General features: G+C 65.0%; 17 protein-coding genes. 8 read left to right on the forward strand and 9 right to left on the reverse strand.

Features of this window, described 5'->3' with window-relative positions; all coding sequences use genetic code 11:
- Positions 1-184: 184 nt before the first annotated feature.
- Complete coding sequence (gene dapD / locus AC239G_RS08150; RefSeq protein ID WP_139466931.1) at positions 185-1,129, reverse strand: 2,3,4,5-tetrahydropyridine-2,6-dicarboxylate N-succinyltransferase; 945 nt, start codon at positions 1,127-1,129, stop codon at positions 185-187.
- Positions 1,130-1,170: 41 nt separating this feature from the next.
- Here dapD and dapE point away from each other — a divergent pair, with 41 nt between their 5' ends.
- From dapE to AC239G_RS08180, 6 genes are all read left to right on the forward strand, one after another.
- Positions 1,171-2,337: a succinyl-diaminopimelate desuccinylase gene (dapE, locus tag AC239G_RS08155; protein WP_139466932.1), complete on the forward strand. Its 1,167-nt coding sequence runs from the start codon at positions 1,171-1,173 to the stop codon at positions 2,335-2,337.
- A 5-nt stretch (positions 2,338-2,342) separates the two neighbouring features.
- Positions 2,343-3,206: an LOG family protein gene (locus AC239G_RS08160; protein WP_482401688.1), complete on the forward strand. Its 864-nt coding sequence runs from the start codon at positions 2,343-2,345 to the stop codon at positions 3,204-3,206.
- Positions 3,203-4,102, forward strand: a complete 900-nt coding sequence (gene folP, locus AC239G_RS08165) for a dihydropteroate synthase (protein WP_216656715.1) — start codon at positions 3,203-3,205, stop codon at positions 4,100-4,102. The genes AC239G_RS08160 and folP overlap by 4 nt, the downstream gene beginning before the upstream one ends.
- Before the next feature lie 35 nt (positions 4,103-4,137).
- The gene (locus AC239G_RS08170) at positions 4,138-4,473 is read left to right on the forward strand and encodes a DivIVA domain-containing protein (protein WP_139466934.1); all 336 of its coding nucleotides are present in this window, start codon (positions 4,138-4,140) and stop codon (positions 4,471-4,473) included.
- A complete protein-coding gene (locus tag AC239G_RS08175) occupies positions 4,470-5,705 on the forward strand; it encodes a hypothetical protein (RefSeq protein WP_139466935.1) in 1,236 nt (411 codons plus the stop codon). The genes AC239G_RS08170 and AC239G_RS08175 overlap by 4 nt, the downstream gene beginning before the upstream one ends.
- Positions 5,706-5,846: 141 nt before the next feature.
- Positions 5,847-6,017 (forward strand): DUF3117 domain-containing protein, encoded by a 171-nt coding sequence (locus AC239G_RS08180; protein WP_064485784.1) that lies wholly within the window; start codon positions 5,847-5,849, stop codon positions 6,015-6,017.
- A 79-nt stretch (positions 6,018-6,096) separates the two neighbouring features.
- Here the strand turns inward: AC239G_RS08180 and AC239G_RS08185 are convergent, their stop codons facing one another.
- Positions 6,097-6,732, reverse strand: coding sequence for an O-methyltransferase (locus AC239G_RS08185; protein WP_139466936.1), 636 nt, complete (start codon positions 6,730-6,732; stop codon positions 6,097-6,099).
- 36 nt (positions 6,733-6,768) lie between these two features.
- Positions 6,769-7,101: an MGMT family protein gene (locus AC239G_RS08190; protein ID WP_139466937.1), complete on the reverse strand. Its 333-nt coding sequence runs from the start codon at positions 7,099-7,101 to the stop codon at positions 6,769-6,771.
- A gap of 79 nt (positions 7,102-7,180) precedes the next feature.
- Between AC239G_RS08190 and AC239G_RS08195 the strand changes: the two genes are divergently transcribed.
- The gene (locus tag AC239G_RS08195) at positions 7,181-7,636 is read left to right on the forward strand and encodes a twin-arginine translocase TatA/TatE family subunit (protein WP_139466938.1); all 456 of its coding nucleotides are present in this window, start codon (positions 7,181-7,183) and stop codon (positions 7,634-7,636) included.
- Between the two features lie 85 nt (positions 7,637-7,721).
- On the opposite strand, the gene AC239G_RS08200 is transcribed toward AC239G_RS08195, so the two are convergent.
- The 4 genes from AC239G_RS08200 to AC239G_RS08215 form a co-directional block, all read right to left on the reverse strand.
- Positions 7,722-9,143: a polysaccharide deacetylase family protein gene (locus tag AC239G_RS08200; protein WP_139466939.1), complete on the reverse strand. Its 1,422-nt coding sequence runs from the start codon at positions 9,141-9,143 to the stop codon at positions 7,722-7,724.
- Positions 9,144-9,147: 4 nt separating this feature from the next.
- Positions 9,148-10,269, reverse strand: a complete 1,122-nt coding sequence (locus AC239G_RS08205) for an Mrp/NBP35 family ATP-binding protein (protein ID WP_181270429.1) — start codon at positions 10,267-10,269, stop codon at positions 9,148-9,150.
- Between the two features lie 69 nt (positions 10,270-10,338).
- On the reverse strand, positions 10,339-10,887 hold the full coding sequence (locus AC239G_RS08210; RefSeq protein ID WP_229663902.1) for a DUF1003 domain-containing protein: 549 nt from the start codon (positions 10,885-10,887) through the stop codon (positions 10,339-10,341).
- 2 nt (positions 10,888-10,889) lie between these two features.
- The gene (locus AC239G_RS08215) at positions 10,890-12,164 is read right to left on the reverse strand and encodes a magnesium transporter MgtE N-terminal domain-containing protein (protein ID WP_101544936.1); all 1,275 of its coding nucleotides are present in this window, start codon (positions 12,162-12,164) and stop codon (positions 10,890-10,892) included.
- Positions 12,165-12,380: 216 nt separating this feature from the next.
- On the opposite strand from AC239G_RS08215, the gene AC239G_RS08220 reads away from it, so the two are divergent.
- Complete coding sequence (locus tag AC239G_RS08220) at positions 12,381-14,306, forward strand: calcineurin-like phosphoesterase C-terminal domain-containing protein (RefSeq protein WP_181270431.1); 1,926 nt, start codon at positions 12,381-12,383, stop codon at positions 14,304-14,306.
- A 110-nt stretch (positions 14,307-14,416) separates the two neighbouring features.
- On the opposite strand, the gene AC239G_RS08225 is transcribed toward AC239G_RS08220, so the two are convergent.
- Together AC239G_RS08225 and AC239G_RS08230 are read right to left on the reverse strand one after the other, a co-directional pair.
- Complete coding sequence (locus tag AC239G_RS08225; protein WP_434595037.1) at positions 14,417-15,508, reverse strand: P1 family peptidase; 1,092 nt, start codon at positions 15,506-15,508, stop codon at positions 14,417-14,419.
- Positions 15,508-17,034: an aminopeptidase P family protein gene (locus tag AC239G_RS08230; RefSeq protein ID WP_259356721.1), complete on the reverse strand. Its 1,527-nt coding sequence runs from the start codon at positions 17,032-17,034 to the stop codon at positions 15,508-15,510. Before AC239G_RS08230 ends, AC239G_RS08225 begins: the two co-directional genes overlap by 1 nt.
- Positions 17,035-17,065 lie beyond the last annotated feature (31 nt).

Genomic DNA, 17,065 nt, shown 5'->3' on the forward strand with positions numbered 1-17,065 from the left:
GCGATGGGGCGCGTTATCGGAGGAGTGAATGCGCTGAGGGCGCGTCCACATGATGTGAACGCGCCCTCGGCTGCTCTTCGCAGGCGATTCGGCTTCCGCCTCACCGTCAACAAGGTGCCCTCATCTTTCCAGCGAACGGCAGGTCGGTCGATGAGACCCGTTTCGCCGGTCGCCGGAGGCTGACTCAGTGGAGGTCGGGGTTGAGCTCGATGCCCTTTGAGTCGCGAGCGATCGCCTCGACGGTGCCGGTGACAGAATTGCGGCGGAAGAGGATGTTGTTCTTCCCGCTGAGCTCGGCGGCCTTGACCACGGCATCGTCTTCGCCGGGGACCGTCACGCGAGTGCCTGCAGTGATGTAGAGACCGGCTTCGACGATGCAGTCATCGCCGATGGAGATACCGACACCGGCGTTCGCGCCGAGGAGGCTGCCCGAGCCGATGGAGATGCGGTGCGTGCCGCCGCCGGAGAGCGTACCCATGATCGAGGCTCCGCCGCCGATATCCGATCCGTCTCCGACGACGACGCCCTGGGAGATGCGCCCTTCGACCATGGCCGAACCGAGCGTCCCGGCATTGAAGTTCACGAAGCCTTCGTGCATGACTGTGGTGCCGGGAGCAAGGTGAGCGCCGAGGCGGACACGGTCGGCGTCGGCGATGCGCACGCCGGAGGGGATGACGAAGTCCGTCATCCTCGGGAACTTGTCGAGCCCGTACACGGCAACAGGGCCGCGGGCGAGGAGCTTGGCGCGAGTGGCCTCGAAATCCTCGGGGGAGCAGGCGCCGAAGGAGGTCCACACGACATTGGCGATATGGCCGAAGATTCCGTCGAGGTTGACGTCGTTGGGGGTCACGACGCGGTGGGACAGTGCGTGCAGACGCAGGTAGGCGTCGGCCGCCGAGGCGGGACCGGCGTCGAGATCGATCGTGGTGGTGACGACCTCTGAGCGGGTGCCGCGAGCTTCATCGGTGCCCTCCAGGGCGTCGAGACCGTCGTCGGCGGCGCGAGCGGTGGCGGCCGCCTCGGCGGTGTCGTGGGTATCGCCGGTGCTCAGTATCGGGTACCAGACGGAGAGGACGGTGTCGGAATGGATCGTGGCGAGTCCACGTGCGGAAACGATGCGTTCTGTCATGCCTCAAGCCTAGACGGTGGCGCCGTACTAGGCTAAGAGACATGACTGTCGATCCATCTGCTGAGACTGATGCCATATTCGCGCCCGTCGGCGACCTCGGCGAGTACCTGTTCGCCGCGGTGGGTGACCCGGCCGAACTCACCGGCCGATTGTGCGCCATCGAATCCGTGTCCGGGAACGAAACCGTCCTCGCCGATGCCGTTGTCGCTGTGCTGGAGAGGATCAGCGCGGGTCCGGGACCGGACCTGGAGATCCTTCGCGACGGAGACACCGTCATCGCTCGCACGAACCTGGGGCTGGCCGAGCGCATCGTAGTCGCCGGCCACCTCGACACCGTTCCCGTCGAAGACAACCTTCCGCCCGTACGCACCGACATGTCCGGAGACGAGTACCCCGATGACGAGGTCATCTGGGGGCGGGGTGCCTGCGATATGAAGGCCGGAGTGGCGATGCAGCTGTCCACCGCGGCCGCGCTGACCAGTCCGAACCGCGATGTCACCTGGGTCTTCTACGACCATGAGGAGGTCGATGCCTCACTCAACGGACTCGGCCGCGTCTCTCGCAGCCATCCCGATTGGCTGGCCGGCGACTTCGCGATCCTCGGCGAACCCTCGAACGCCTCCGTCGAAGGCGGCTGCAACGGAACCATCCGCGTCGACGTCACCACCACCGGAGTCCGCGCCCACTCGGCCCGTGCTTTCATGGGTGTCAACGCCATCCACGCTGCCGCCGAGATCCTCACCCGGCTCGCCGAATTCGAGACCGGCACCGTCACGGTCGATGGGCTCGACTACCGCGAATCCCTGTCCGCCGTGAACATCCGCGGCGGAGTCGCCGGCAACGTGGTGCCCGACGAGTGCGTGGTGTCCGTGAACTACCGCTTCGCTCCGAGCAAGTCGGCCGCCGAGGCGGAATCCTTCCTGCGCGAGCTGTTCACCGGTTTCGACGTCGTCGTCACCGATGCCGCCGAGGGGGCTCGCCCCGGACTCGACAGGGCGATCGCCCAGGACTTCATCGACACACTCGGACTGTCCCCGGCACCGAAGCTCGGCTGGACGGATGTGTCCCGATTCAGTGCACTCGGCGTTCCGGCGGTGAATTTCGGTCCCGGCAACCCTCTGTACGCCCATAAGTCGGATGAGCATGTGAGAGTCACCGAGGTGGAGCAGGCCACCGCAACTCTGCGCAGCTACCTTCAGGGCCGGTGAATGAGATGACCAGAGCGACAGACGACGTCGATGGCGAGCTTTCGAGTGCTCCCGGGTGCCATTCTGCCGACGATCCGACAGGCGACCTGGGAGACGACCCAACAGGTGACTCGGGCTTCTACAGCAAGGGCCCGCTGCGGCTGAGCGGTGACCAGGTGCCGGAGACGACGACAGACCAGCGCCTCCTCGAATCGAAGTCGGGCACCGACTGGGTGCATGAGGACCCGTGGCGTGTCATGCGCATCCAAGCCGAGTTCGTCGAAGGATTCGGCTCGCTGGCCGAGATCGGACCGGCAGTGTCCATCTTCGGCTCTGCCCGTCTGAAAGCCGGCACCCAGGCCTATGCGGACACCCGCGAGATCGCTCGCCGCATCGCCGAGAACGGCAACGCAATCATCACCGGCGGGGGACCCGGAATCATGGAGGCCGGCAACCTCGGTGCCTGCGAGGGCGGGGGAGTGTCCATCGGGCTGGGCATCGAGCTGCCCTTCGAGACCGGACTCAATCAGCATGTCGAACTCGGCGTGAACTTCCGCTACTTCTTCGTCCGCAAGACCATGTTCCTCAAATACTCGCGCGGATTCGTCGTCATGCCCGGCGGCCTGGGTACTCTGGACGAGCTGTTCGAGGCCTTCACCATGGTCCAGACCGGCAAGATCACCTCATTCCCGATCGTGCTGTTCGGGACCGACTACTGGCGCGGGCTCGTCGACTGGATGCAGAAGACCCTTTTGGCCGCGGGGACGATCAGCGAAGCAGACCTGAATATGTTCACCCTCACCGATGACCTCGACGAAGTCGTCGCCGCGATCGGACCGGGACACGGCCAGGACTCGGCCGCGGCGAATCCTGCGAACGGTCGACCATGAGGGGCGACATCTCATCAGTGCCGGAGGGCGAACGGTTCGATCTGGCCCGGGCTCGGCCCGGAACCCCGGCGATCATGGCCGTGATCAACCGCACCACAGATTCGTTCTACGAATCCGCCGCCACCCTCGACGAGGCGATCACGGCGGTGGAGGCGGCCGCCTCGGCGGGTGCTCAGATCGTCGATATCGGGGGAGTGCGCGCCGGCCGCGGACGGGAGATCTCCGTGGCCGAGGAGATCGACCGCGTGTGCCCGACCATCGAAGCAGTCGCAAGGTCCCACCCGCACGTGCTCATCAGCGTCGACACCTGGCGCCATGAAGTGGCCGAGGCTGCCTGCAGGGCCGGTGCGGGACTGCTCAACGACACCTGGGCCGGGATCGACCCGAAGCTCGCCGAGGTGGCCGCCCGACATGATGTCGGCATCGTCTGCTCCCACACAGGGGGATTGGATCCGCGCACCGACGCCCACCGCAACCGCTATGGCCTAAAGGCCGGTGACGTCGTCGATTCCACCTTGGCAGGCGTCATCGACCTCGCCGAGGCGGCGCGTGCAGCAGGGGTGCGCGAAGACCGGATCATCATCGATCCCACTCCCGACTTCGGGAAGAACACGTACCACTCGCTTCGTCTGCTGCGTGAACTCGACCGATTCGCCGCCACCGGCTATCCGGTGCTGCTGGCGATCTCACGCAAGGATTTCGTCGGTGAGGCCATCGGTGAGGTCGCCCCGTCGGACCGGCTGTACGGAACGATCGCCGCGACCGCGCTGGCCGTCGAGAAGGGAGCGGCGATGATCCGCACCCACGATGTCAGGGCCACTGCCGACGCCATCGACGTGACCGTGGCGATCACCGGCGAAGCGGCGCCGAGACACACCGTGCGCGGACTGCGCTGAGCCTTCCGTGCAGGCGCCTATGCGAAAATGGGGGCATGCCTCTGTGGATTGTCATCGGTGTCGCAGCTGCGGTCTTCGTCCTCGTATTCGTCGTCGCAGCGACCTTCAACGTCTTCTCCTCCGAAACCGTCGACGAGGCCGAAGAGAGCTGGACCGGGCTGCCGGCGGAGTTCACCGTCAAGGACCTGGAATCGGTGCGGTTCCGGCCCGCGCTGCGCGGCTACCGGATGGAAGACGTCGACGCGGCCATGGCGATGCTGCGGGCACGCCTGAGCGAACTCGAAACCGCAGCCGCCCCCGCCGAGGCGGCATCGCCCACCAGACCGACAACCTCACCTGACGGACCGGAAACGGCTGCCGGACCACGATGAGCCGCCCCGCAGACCTCCCCGGAATCACCCTCGCCCCCGAAGTCTTCGACTCCTCCCGTTTCAGCCGCCTCGGCGCACTGTTCATGGCTCTGCCCGTGTGGCTGCAGGCCGTGGCAGTGTACTTCGCCTCCCGCGTCGTGAGCATGTCGATCTTCGCCGCAGTCCTCAAACGGCAGGACCCGGCGAACTGGTCGTCGTCGCCTGTGACGACGACGCTCAATGACTTCCTCAACTTCTGGGACGGCGGCTGGTACGGGCGCGTCGCCGATGAGGGCTATCCCCGCATCCTGCCCGTCGACGAATCCGGAGCGGTCGCGGAGAACCAGTGGGCGTTTTATCCGCTGCACCCCTCGATCGTGTCCACTCTGGCCGACCTCACGGGGCTGAGCTACGAAGTCATCTCGCCGATCGTGTCCACGATCGCGGCCGGTCTGGCCTCGATCGTCATCCTCCACCTCTTCCGGAAGTACGTCGATGCCGGTCAGGCGCTGATGGGCCTAGCGCTCGTGATGTTCTTCCCACCGGCCGCGATCTTCTCCACCGGCTATGCCGAATCACTGACCCTCCTGCTGCAGGCGTCGGCGCTGTTCCTCGTCGTCGAACGCCGCTATCTCACGGCGATCCCGGTCGTCGTTTTCATGGATCTGTCGCGGCCGATCGGCGTGGCGTTCTCGTTCTTCATGCTCTTCCACCTCATCGACCGCTTCCTCCGCCGCCGCAGCGATCCGTATCCGACCGGCGAGGTGATCCGGTCCTGGGCCCTGGGTGTGCTCTCCTGCGCAGCGGCCCTCATCCACCCGGTCCATGCCTGGTGGGCAACCGGATCGCTGACGGCCTATACCGACACCGAGGCGGCCTGGCACACCGGCGAGACCACGTTCGTCGTCCAGTGGGTGGCTCGGTCGATCAGCCTCATCGGTCCGCTCGGTCCGGTGCTTCTCGTCATCGTCGTCGCCGGAATGCTCGCGTTGATCTTCTCCCCGGCGGGAGCGCATATGGGACGGACACTGCAGCTGTTCTGCCTCGGGTACGGCCTGTATCTGCTCATCTTCTTCAATCCGCAGACCTCCACCCTGCGTCTGCTGCTGCCGTTGTTCCCGCTGGCCCTGACGTTGTCGCTGGTGCGCTCACGAGGCTATCGGGCCGCGATGCTGGTGGCCTATATCCTGCTTCAGATCGTATGGGTCGCCTACCTGTGGCACTTCACTCCGCCGGCCGATCTGCCGCCGTGATCGCCTGCTGATCTGCCCCCGTCACCGTCCGTTGGGCGGGAGAGTTACCGGGAACGCGCGGATCATGGAATAATCGTAGGTACATCATTCGGTCCACCTGGTGTGAACCGTCTTTGAATGACAACGGAAGGAAGAGCCCATATGGCAGCCCAGAAACCCCGCACCGGCGACGGACCTCTGGAAGTGACCGAAGAAGGCCGAAGCATGGTGATGCGGCTTCCAGTCGAAGGCGGAGGCCGTCTGGTGATCGAACTCAGCAGAGATGAAGCCACCGGACTCCACGACACTCTCGCCCAGACGCTGGGGCTCTGAGCCGACGGCCGCAGAACACGGCCGGACGGAGACGCACGAACAGCAGAGACTTACCTGTAAGTCTCTGCTGTTGTTGCATTCACCGGGTCTTCTGCAGCAGCAGCAGCCCTTCTCCGATGGGCAGCAGAACCCGTTCGAGGTGCTCCTGTTCGGCGATGCGGTTGAGCATGCTCCGTGCCGCCTGAGTCCGGGGACTGCGATCGACGGGATCGGCGACGGCGCCCTTGAGCAGAGTCTTGTGGATGACCAGCAGGCCCTGGGCATCGAGCAGGCGGAGAGAGGGTTGGATCATCCTCTCAAGGCTGCCCGGCTCCACGTCGATGAAGACCATGTCATAGGCCGAAGGCGCGAGACGTTTGAGCACCTCTTCGGCTCGACCGCTCATCAGACGCAATCGCCCCGGCCGGATTCCTGCCATGTCGGCGAGGTCACGAGCTGCGCTCTGGGTCGTCGAATTCGTGTCGATCGACGTCAGTATCCCGGCGGTCGGCATCCCGCGCAGAAGTGACAGCGTCGACGTTCCCACACCGGTGCCGACCTCGACGGCCGCGACCGGTGTGAGCAGTCGGGCCAGCAGCGTCAGCGTCCTCGCCGTGGTCTGCGACACCGGTGCGATCCCGAACTCATGAGAGTGGGTGCGAGCGGCGTCGAGCAGCGGATCGGGACCGTTGTACTGTTCCGAGAAGGTGAGATCACCTGCATTTTCGCGTGCCAACCGGCCCCTCCCTTCTGGTGCTGAGTTCTCCCAAGTCTAACTGCAATCGGGGTCGATTCCTTGGTTGCGCCACAGTCGATCGAGTTCATCGACTTCGAGGAATGCCGCGCGTTCGACCCGCTCATGTGAATGCGGTGTGCCCTCCTCTTCCCAGTGGATGCGGGCGCGGGCGAAGATCTCGGGCGGCAGGATCCCGGCCGCGTTGACGACTCGCCACCAAGTGACGTTCGATCCGAATTCCCTCATCACCCGTCCGACATAGCGGGGTGAGCAGTCGGCAACGGCGCCGACTGTCCCGTAGGCGACGACGCGTGCGGCGGGTACGAGTTCGATGATGCGCAGCACCCGTTCGACTGCTATCTCGTCCACTGCACCTCCCGGCAGCGGGATGTCGAACCTGAGCTGACCATGAGTCGATGCTACCGCCGTCCACGGTAGACTTGAGACCATGTTCGGTATCAACGGCACCGAAATGGTGATTCTGGTCGTTGTGGCGTTGGTCGTCATCGGACCCAAACGCCTACCCGAATACGCTCAGAAGCTGCGGGACTTCGTGCGGCAGATGCGTCGCATGGCCGAAGGCGCGAAAGACAGCGTCCGACGCGATTTCGGCGACGACTTCAAGGACGTGGACTGGCAGAAGCTCGATCCGCGCCAGTACGATCCCCGCCGCATCGTACGTGAGGCACTCGTCGAAGAGGATGCAGCCATCCGCGAGTCCAAACGTCAGGAACGGGCCTCTGAAGAATTGTCATCCGCTGAGTCCTCCGGTGCTGCCCTGTCCACTGAGACCGACACCGGGGCGACCCCTACCCGGGAGAAATCACCCATCGAACGGTTCCAAGCTCAGATCGACCAGCGCGACCGTTCCGCTGCGGCACCGTTCGACCCCGAAGCCACCTGAGCCGCCCCCGGAACCCACCTGGGGTTGGGGCCGACGGCGTCTGTTGGGAATGTTGCATTCCCACCTCCGTGCAAGCGTCAGTGGCTCAGTTCTTCATCACCGCGGGATGTTCGGGATTCGAGCACAGCTCATCGCCGTAGCCGCGGCAGAAGTACGACCCGCCCTTCTTCCATTCGATCCCGGAGAAGAGCTCGCGCACGGTCACTGCGTAGAGGCCCTTGTCCGCCACGGCCGAGAACACCTCCCGAGCCGCCTTCGCGGTCGACGGATGAATGGAATGCATGAGCACGATTGATCCGGGCCTGGTCAGAGACTGCACACGTCGGACCGTCTTCTTCGCATCTCTGTGCTGCCAATCTCCGGTATCGACGTCCCATATGATCGCAGGGCCACCCAGAGCATGTGCTGCGCGTTTGTCGAGGGCACCGTACGGGGGACGGACGAGAGGTTCGTCCTTCACTCCGACCGATCGCAGTGATCTGTCCGTCCGGTCGAGCTCTCTGCGGATCGTCGCCGAGGAGGTCTTGTCCATCTGGACATGCGAAAACGTGTGATCGTCGACTTCATGGCCGGCGGAGATGATGCGCTCGGCCACTTCGGGGAAGGCAACCGTGTTCTTCCCGAGGAAGAAGTAGGTCAGACGGATGTTCGCCTCATCGGCTGCGTCGAGGATCGTCTGTTCGGTCTTCGCCTCTCCGGGACCGTCGTCATAGGTCAGCGCCACACAGGGCAGCAGCGCGCAGGAGAAGTCGGGGGAGCGCAGATCAAACGGCTGCGGCAGTTCGAGACTGCTGTGCAGCGCCTTCTGGACACGGACGCCGATGGAGGACAGATCGGTGTCGGAGACGGCATCGTCATTGATCGTCAGCGTGCCGGTGTCATCGGCTCCGACGGCGGCCGGGTCGACCGGTGCGGCGAAGAGCCGGCGGGCATTGACTGTGCTGTCGTGGGCGAGATCGGTCAGCAGCAGCCTTGTCTGCGGATGCGGCGACTGAACATCGATTGCGGTCACGACGAATTTCCCGCCGCTTGCCAACACCCGAGTGCTGATGTCCACAGCACGCGGGTCGACTCGAGACGCAGGAGCGTCATCGATGCTGGTCTGGGCTGGTGTGAAAGCCGTCGCCGGCCACCTGTGGACAGGGGCTGTCTGAACGGGGTCGAAGGCAGCGCGGTCGGCGAAGCCTCCGGAACCGTCGATGAGAGACAGCACATGTTCTTCGATCGCCGCATTCAACGAGGCGGCCGTGGGCAGACCGAAGGTGTGGACGTCCAGTCGCGGCGTGCGTTCGTCTGAGACGAGCGCGTAGCTGCGCAGCACTGCGGAGAGAGCGTCCCGGTTCTCGGCGGCGATCGTTCGCTGCGCGGATTCCACCGGCCGTCCGGGGGTGGGGTCATCTCGAAGAGCAGTGACGACAGCTCCGGCCAAGAGGACGAGAGTGGTCAGAGCGCTGAGGCCGACGAAGGCAGAGTAGACGAGGGTATCGCGAGGGGAGAGAGGAGACACCGACTCAGACCGGGCTCAGTCCCAAGGACCTGCCGGACAGGCCGCGACTGCGTCGCCGCAGCGACTCCGCAAGGGTGTCGAAAGCCCTCGCCGCAGGCGAATCTGGACCGCCGAGCACGACCGGGGTACCCGCGTCCGAACCTTCCCGCAGACGAGTGTCCAAGGGGATCTGGGCGAGCAGTGGAACCTCCTGGTCGAGGGCGGCGGCGAGGTTCTCGGCCACGCTGGCACCTCCGCCGGAGCCGAACACCTCCATCCGAGTGCCGTCGGGCATCTCCATCCATGACATGTTCTCGATGACTCCTGCCAACGTCTGCTTCGTCTGTGTGGCGATGGATCCCGCACGTTCGGCGACTTGGGCGGCCGCCGACTGCGGTGTGGTGACGACGAGGAGCTCGGATCCGGGCAGCAGCTGAGCCACGGAGATCGCAATATCACCTGTGCCGGGAGGCAGATCCAGCAGCAGCACGTCGAGGTCGCCCCAGAACACATCGGTGAGAAACTGCTGCAGAGCGCGATGGAGCATGGGACCGCGCCAGACGACGGCCTGGCTCGGCGGGACGAACATGCCGATGCTCATCACCTTCACGTCATGGGCGACCTGGGGCAGGATCATCTCATCGACTCGGGTCGGCTTGCCGGAGAGACCGAGCATACCGGGGATGGAGAAGCCGTAGATATCGGCATCGACGATGCCGACACGCAGGCCCTTGTCCGCCAGGGACACGGCGAGGTTCGCGGTCACCGACGACTTTCCGACTCCGCCTTTTCCGGACGCGATGGCATAGACCTTCGTCAGCGATTCCGGGCGATTGAAGGGGATATCGCGGGTGCCGGAGCCCTGCAGCTTCTCCTTCATCTCCTTGCGCTGTTCGGGGGTCATCGTGCCCAGAACGACAGCCACCTCGGCGACCCCGTCGACACCGGCCACCGCAGCCTTGGTGTCTTTGGTGATCGTGTCCTTCAGCGGGCACCCGGCGATCGTGAGGAGAACTGTGACGGTGACCTTGCCGCCTTCGATCACGATCGACTCGACCATATCGAGTTCGACGATGCTGCGGCGGATCTCAGGGTCGATGACCCCGGTCAGCGCCTCTCTCACGGCGTCCTCAGAGGGACCAGTCATGCCCACGTCCTTTCCTTCCCGGAACAGTGCTCCCGGGCCCTCAACACTACCGCTTCGGCGGTCGTCTCGTCATCCGCCTCGAGGGCCGCCTCGGCGCTTTTCGGAGGCCCGGGGATCGACCTTGTCGGTCCCGTTTTCGTCCTGTCTCTCCTCCTCGAGCTCCTTGAGCAGATCCTTGAGCTCGGAGCGGATGAAGTCACGAGTGGCGACCTCGCGCATGGCGATGCGCAGCGCCGCCACCTCTCGTGCGAGGTACTCGGTGTCGGCCAGGTTGCGTTCGGCGCGCTGCCGATCGTGTTCGAACTCGACGCGGTCCCGGTCGGTGCTGCGGTTCTCCGCGAGCAGGATCAACGGCGCGGCATAGGAGGCCTGAAGGGACAGGATGAGGGTCAACAGGGTGAAGTTGAGCGATCGCGGGTCGAACTGCCACGATTCCGGCAGCAGGGTATTCCACAGCAGCCACACCGCACAGAACACCGTCATCCCGACGAGGAACGCGGGAGTGCCCATGAACCGAGCGAAGGCCTCGGCTCCGCGTCCGAAGGTCTCGGGGGAGACGGTGAAGCTCGGCAGTCGGCGCTTGCTCGACCGCGGGATCTCGAAATCATCGACGGCCATATCTACCCCCTGCTGCGATCGTCTCGACCGGTGGTTCGCCAGTCCTCGGGCAACAGCTCGTCGAGGACGTCATCGACGGTGACCACACCGACGAGGCGATCGTTGTCGTCGGTGATCGGCACCGACACCAGATTGTACGCGGCCAGCAGCTTCGCCACCTCGCCGAGCGGAGTCTCCGGCGACAGCGGTTCGACCTCGGTGTCGAGCATGATGCCCACGGCCTCGTGCGGCGGATGGCGCAGCATCTCCTGGATGTGGACGAGACCCAGATACTTGCCAGTCGGGGTCTCTACCGGCTGCCTGCAGACGAAGACCGCGGCAGCCAGCGCCGCAGGCAGGTCTTCCCGCCGGACATGGGCCAGCGCCTCGGCGACAGTGGCTTCCGGGGTGAGGATGACCGGTTCGGTCGTCATCAGACCGCCGGCTGTGTCATCGTCGTACGCCAGAAGCGTACGCACATCTTCGGCCTCATCCGGTTCCATCAGAGTCAGGAATCGTTCAGCCTGTTCATCGCTGAGCTCGCCGAGGAGGTCTGCCGCATCGTCTGGAGCCATCTCTTCGAGCACGGTCACGGCTCGTTCGGTTTCGAGTCCGGTGAGGATCTCGATCTGGGTCTCGGCCGGCAGCTCCTCGACGACATCGGCAAGGCGTTCGTCATCGAGGGCACGGGCCACCTGGAGGCGGCGAGCGGCGTTCATCTCGAAGAGCACATCGGCGAGGTCGGCAGGCTTCGTGTCCTGATAGGCGGCGATGAGCTGAGTGGCTTCCTGATCGACCTCGGAATCCACAGGATGGTCGGCATCCGTCCAGTCGATCTGCTTGGTCTCGCCGCGGCGGCGGAACGCGGCGAAGGCGCTGCGTTCGGGCACACGACGCACGAACAGCCTGGTGACCTCCCAGTCCTTGTTCACCTGCTGTTCGATGCCGACGTCCTCGACGAGCACCGGTGAGTTGTCCTCGCGCAGACGCAGCCGTCGGTCGAGCAGGTCATTCATCACCAGGGTCTCGGATTCGCGCTGTTCGAAGCGGCGCATATTCACCAGGCCGGTCGTGATGACCTGGCCGGAGTCGATCGCGGTGACCCGGCCCATCGGCACGAATACGCGGCGACGGCCCGGCACTTCGACGACGAGGCCGATGACTCGCGGGAACTGCCGCATCGTCGCACGATAGACGACGACGGCGTCACGGACACGGCCGACCTGATCGCCGAGAGGGTCGAACACGGGGGCGGAGACGAGTCGGGCGACGAAAACTCTTTTCGGTGGACCACTCATGTTCTCAGACTACGTGGTGCATGGAGTTTTCAGTGATCGCCTCCACGAATTGAATCGAGATCACATTCGCGGGCGGTGAACGCAGTGGGCGTCGGGTTCCACTCGCCCACTTTTCCTATTCATCAAGCCGTCCTGTCTGCTTCATCTCGATGTCGCCCCGTCTCCCTAGGGTCATTTCTCGGCAGAACCCGCCATAGTCGAATACAGGAGAAATCCATGCAGACACGACGAATCCGCCCGCGCACCGCTGCCGCAGGCCTGGGAGCCTGTGCCGCGCTCTCGCTCTTCGCTCCGCTTCTCTCGCCGACCTCGGCGACGGCCGCGGACGCACCGGCTGAACTCTACGAGGGCCACGTCCAGGTCGACCGCGGCAAGGCCGCCGACCCGAAGAAGTTCACCGGTCAGGTCTTCGATGACGTGAACGAGAACTCGAAGCTCGACGGCGACGAGAAGGGAGTGGCCGGAGTCGCGGTGTCCAACGGCGTCGACGTCGTCCAGACCGACGGCGAGGGCCGCTACGAGCTGCCCGTGCGGGACAACATGACCGTTTCCATCACTCAGCCGTCCGGCTGGCAGGTTCCCGTCGATGAGGACAAGGTCGCACAGTTCAGCTACAACCATCTGCCCGAAGGGTCCGGTGATCTCGAATACGGCGGCATCGAACCGACAGGGGACACGCCGAAGGCCGTGAACTTCCCGATGGTTGAGTCGAAGGCCTCGGCAAAGGGCGAGCAGAACTGCCCGATCGCCTCCGACACCCAGGCCTATGACAAGACAGAGATGGGCTACGCCCGCGACGGAGCCGTCGGTGACCTTGCCGATCGCAGTGATTATGGGGCCTGCGGAGTGCTGCTGCTCGGGGACAACGTCGGTGACGACCTCAGTCTCAACGATGAACTGCGCGATATCTACTCCCAGATGAACGGACCCGTGCGCGTGGCCCCGGGCAACCATGACCAGGACTACGACGCGGTCGACGACGCTCACGCCCTCGACACCTTCCGTGACCAGTTCGGACCCTCTTACTTCTCCTACGACGTCGGCAAAACCCACTTCGTCGTCCTCGACAGCATCGAATACGAGGGCAAGGCGAACAAGAAGAAGTACAAGGAGAAGATCAGTCAGGATCAACTGACTTGGCTGGAGAACGATCTGAAGAACGTGCCGAAGAACGCACAGGTCGTCGTCGCCACCCACGCGCCCATTCTCACGCACAAAGAGGTCGTCGTCGACAACGCGAAGGACTTCTACGACGTCATCTCCGACTACCCGAACGCCGTGACCGTCGGCGGACACACTCACACTCAGGAGAACCTCGTCGCAGGCGAGACGAGGAAGGAATGGGCTGCAGCCGGGATCGAGAAGCTGCCGAACACGCAGATCGTCGCCGGTGCCGTCTCCGGCGACTGGTACTCCGGCGGCCTCAACGCCGACGGGCTGCCGTACTCATTCACTCAGGACGCTTCGGAACCGGGCGTGCTCACCCTCGAATACGACGGTGCTTCGCGCAGCGAACGCTACACCGTGCGCAACGAATCCGACGACCACCAGCTGCTGCTCGGCGTGAACTCGCCCGAGTGGCGCGACTGGGCGCAGAAAGCCCAGGACTGGCAGGACGCGGACAAGAAGGGCACCGCTCCGAAGGAGATCTCCGAACGCGTCGTCACCCGCGAGGACCTCAAGCAGGGCGAGACCTGGCTGACCTCGAGCTTCCTCGCCGGCACCTCGGACGCACGAGTGGAGGTCAGCTTCGACGGCAAAGCACCGAAGCGGTCTGAGCACACTCAGCCGGGCAAGGGCGAAGCTCTGGCCAAGGGCTGGGAGTACACCGATCCGTACACGGCATCTCAGAATCTGCGCACCTCCGGCAATGTGGGCCAGTCGAGCTCGCACCTGTGGCGGACCGAGATCCCCTCGAACCTCGACCTGGGCACCCACACCGCCGAGGTGACCGGAACCGACCGCTACGGTCGTGACTTCACCGAGTCGGTCCGGTTCACCGTGGTCGAGGATGAGGCCGCCGCGAAGACCGAATCGCAGAAGCTGCTGCGTCAGGATGGCTTCGATGCTCAGCAGAAGAAGGAAGTCCGAGACCCGAAGGGTCTCGACTCCGAAGAGGCTCAGTCGGCTCGCAACGACTGACAGCTGAAGAAGGAGCTGCAGCTTCGTGCGGCTGTCGGATGATGGCGCTTGGAAGCTGCGGAGAACTGAGAGGAGCGGGGCCCGCCGAACGGCGGGCCCCGTCTCCGTGATCAGAGAGCGTTGAACTCCGAGGTGAAATCCGGTGCGATCTCGCTCAGCGTCGGCGGCTGCCCCCACGAGCTGTCGACGGGTGTCGCCGAAGCGTGGGCGTCGAGGATCGCCAAGCTCAGCGCATCGGCCGCCGCCGCGGAGATCATCACGAGCTCTCGGGTGGCGGCGTCACGATCGGAGGGCAGATCCTGCGCTCCGGTGGCGATGCCGAAGACCGTGTCGCCGTCGAAGAGGGTGTGCGAGGGCCGCACAGCTCGGGAGATGCCCGCGTGCGCACCCGATGCCATCCGCGTGGTTTGCGCCGAGTCGAGGCGTGCATCGGTTGCGACGATCGCAATCGTCGTGTTCTTCGCAGCAGTCCCCGGGACCGGCGCTGCCGAGTCGGGGAGACTCAGCACCTTCGGCAGATCGAGGCCGATCGAGCGCAGCAGCGGGTCCAACCACAGACCGCCCGACGGTGTGCCGATCGTTCCCAGCGAATTCGCCACGACGAGCGCCGCGACCATGGTTCCGCTGGGCAGCCGGACGGCATAGGATCCGAGCCCTCCGCGCACACTCTGGAATCCGGACCGGGCTCCGATGCCTGCCCCGATGCTGCCTCGGACGTCGTCCGTCCGTCCGGACAGCGCCGCTCGTGTCGCCTCGGCGCCTTCATCCGGTCTCGGCGGTGCCACGGAACCGTTTCCGCGGCCGAGGTCGAAGATCGCGGCGGCGGGAACGAGCGGAATGACCGCATCGGCAAGTCCGGGAGCAGGGAATCCGAGCCCCGCCTCGGCGAGGGTATCGACGACTCCGGAGACGGCACCCAGCCCGAATGCGGATCCGCCGGTGAGGACGATGGCATCGGCACCATAGGAATGTGTTCCCGTTGCGATGACATCGGTCTCACGGGTGGCGGGACCGCCCCCGCGGACATCGACGCCGATGGTCGAACCGATCGGTGGCAGCACGGTGGTGATCCCGGTCAGCCGGCTGTCGGTGAACTCACCGGCATGGCCGAGGCGGATACCGGGGATCTCGAGGACTCCGCGCCCGCGGAACGGGCCGGGTCGTGCCTCGGAGCCCGAACCGCGTGCGGTATCCGAGGTCATCAGCGGTCCTGGGCTCGGCTCTGCACCCAGGCCTCGATCTCGGCGCGGGTGCGGGGGAAGTCGGCCGAGAGATTCTCCACTCCGTCGGCGGTGACGAGGACGTCGTCCTCGATGCGGACACCGTTACCGCGGAACTCCTCGGGCAGGAGCAGGTCGTCTGACTTGAAGTACAGTCCGGGTTCGATGGTGAAGACCATTCCCGGTTCGATGGTCGCGTCCAAGTACATCTCCGCTCTCGCCTGCGCACAATCATGGACGTCGAGGCCGAGGTGATGACTGGTGCCGTGGACCATCCACCGACGGTGCTGCTGTCCTTCCGGTGACAGCGAAACGGCAGCGGAGACCGGCAGCACACCGAACTCTTCGAGACGCTTCGCGATGACCTCCATGGCCGCCTCGTGGACCTCACGGAACTTCACAGGACGGTTGGGGTGATCTGCGGCCACAGCGAACGCGGCATCGGAGGCATCGAGCACGGCATCGTAGATCTTCGCCTGCACCGGAGTGAAGGTGCCCGAAACGGGCAGGGTGCGGGTGATGTCCGCGGTGTAGAGCGAATCGGCTTCGGCTCCGGCATCGACGAGGATGAGGTCACCGTCCCGGACCTGACCGTCATTGCGGATCCAGTGCAGGGTGCAGGCATTGTTGCCCGAGGCGGCGATCGTGTCGTAGCCGACCCCGTTGCCGTCGGAGCGAGCGGCGGTCTCGAACGCGGTCTCGACGACACGCTCACCACGACGGTGTCCGAGTGCCTTCGGCAGCGCTGCCACCACGTTGTCGAAACCGGCGCGGGTGATGGCGACGGCTTCGCGCAGCTGCGCGATCTCGTGGTCGTCCTTGATCAGGCGCAGCTCGGAGAGCAGCTGGGCCAGTTCGGCGTCGCCTGCCTCGGATGTCTCGAGATCGGCCTGGACCTGGCTGCGAGCCAGGTCGATGACTCCGTCGATGCGGGCGTCGGCCTGTCGGACGAGGCGCACGGAGATGGCCCCGAGATCCTTCGTGATGGCGTCATCGACAGTGGCGGAGCTCTCAGTTGCGATGCCGGTCATGGTGGACATCGCTTCGAGATCGGCACGCGGTCCGACCCAGTACTCTCCGTAGCGGGAATCGGAGAAGAACTCCTCCGTATCGGCTCCGGCGCGGGGACGGAAGTACAGCGTCACATCGTGGCCGTCGCCCTCGGGTTCGAAGACGAGCACGGCGTCGGGTTCGGAGTCGGTTTCCAGACCCGTGAGGTGGATGAACGCGGAATGAGCGCGGAAGCGATAATCGGTGTCGTTCGAGCGGACCTTGAGTCCGCCGGCGGGAACGACCAGCCGTTCGCCGGGGAATGCCGCCGAGACCGCGTCCCGACGGGCAGGGGTGAAACCGGCGGCGGCGAGAGCCTCGGCGTTGAGGGGAGTGCGATCCCAACCGGAGGCGACGAAGTCGCGGAAGGCGGCGGAATTCGGGCGATGCGAGCGGTTGTTGACGCGGTCTGCGAGGTCCTGAGTCGAGTCTGGGGTATCTGAGTTGTGCTCTGTCATGCCGCCAGTCTAGACGGGCGGAGTGACATGG

Source organism: Brevibacterium sp. Lmc1 (assembly GCF_057654315.1).